Genomic DNA, 1055 nt, shown 5'->3' with positions numbered 1-1055 from the left:
AAATTCACACTGAGTCAAACTAGCAAACCAAGTATTCATAGCTGTAATTAGCGTTTTTTCAGGGTCATCACAATATTTACGAATACTCTCTAAATCCGTTAAAGAGGAGCCGTAAAATCTTTCCATTGTTAGAATACGTCTTGAACATGCCTGTTTATAAACTTTAGGCACAACTACATCGTGATTATCGCTTTCTAATAAAAATGCACGAAAAGTATCTAGATTTTTCGCTTCTTTAATGAAATCACATTCTTCCATCATGGTCTTTTGAATCTCTTCAACAACACCAGAGATAGATGTCCATGACAACTTCGGTGCGACTTTTTCTAATAACCGAGCACAGACGTAAAGAAAATTAAGGTCCGTCAACAGGACGTTTTCAACACCTGGTTTTTGCACCTTAATAACCACATCTTCACCAGTAACAAGCTTTGCCGCATGTACTTGCGCGATTGATGCCGAAGCTAATGGTTTCTCTTCGATATAGCTATAAACTTTTTCTGGGCTACACCCAAGTTCTTGAGTAATGATTTTTCTAACAACCGAAAATTCAAATGGTGGGGTTTGATCTAAACAATATTGAAATTCATCCACATACTCTTTTGGAAAAAATGTGGGGGAGCTAGCAATAAACTGCCCTAACTTGATATAGGTTGAGCCCAACTGCTCAAAAACCTGTCTCAACAAAACAGGGTTAGGCGGACGCTTACCAAGAACCCATTTGGACCCCGTTAATCCAAGCACTTTTGCTGTCTGTGTAAGTCGAAATGCACCCTTTACAGAATCTACCAACAACCCTTTCATCCCTATCCCTCGTTATTTAAAGTCGCATAGGCATAACAACATAAAGGCAACCATCCTCGTCGCCAGACTCAAGTAACGCGGACGAACTAGCATTAGAGAGAGTCATTTTTACGCTGTCTGACTTTATTGTATTAAGAACATCAATCAAATAGCCAACATTGAACGCTATTTGCAATTCAGGTCCATCATACATGACATCAATCGAATCCTCTGCCTGCTCGTGCTCAGGGTTATTTGCATACACTTGAACT

At 39.4% G+C, this 1055-nt stretch carries 1 protein-coding gene and 1 pseudogene; both read right to left on the bottom strand.

The genetic code is table 11. The features are described from left to right. Positions 1-804 (bottom strand): AarF/ABC1/UbiB kinase family protein (locus A3738_RS23790; protein ID WP_197473992.1); only part of this gene is annotated, 804 nt, incomplete at its 3' end. A 16-nt stretch (positions 805-820) separates the two neighbouring features. Then, positions 821-1055 (bottom strand): annotated as a pseudogene (locus tag A3738_RS23785) (DNA polymerase III subunit beta); the annotation flags it as partial.

The sequence above is a fragment of the Oleiphilus sp. HI0066 genome, assembly GCF_001635725.1.
Note: the sequence above shows the minus strand (reverse complement) of the source record. Positions and strands in the feature narration are given on the sequence as shown.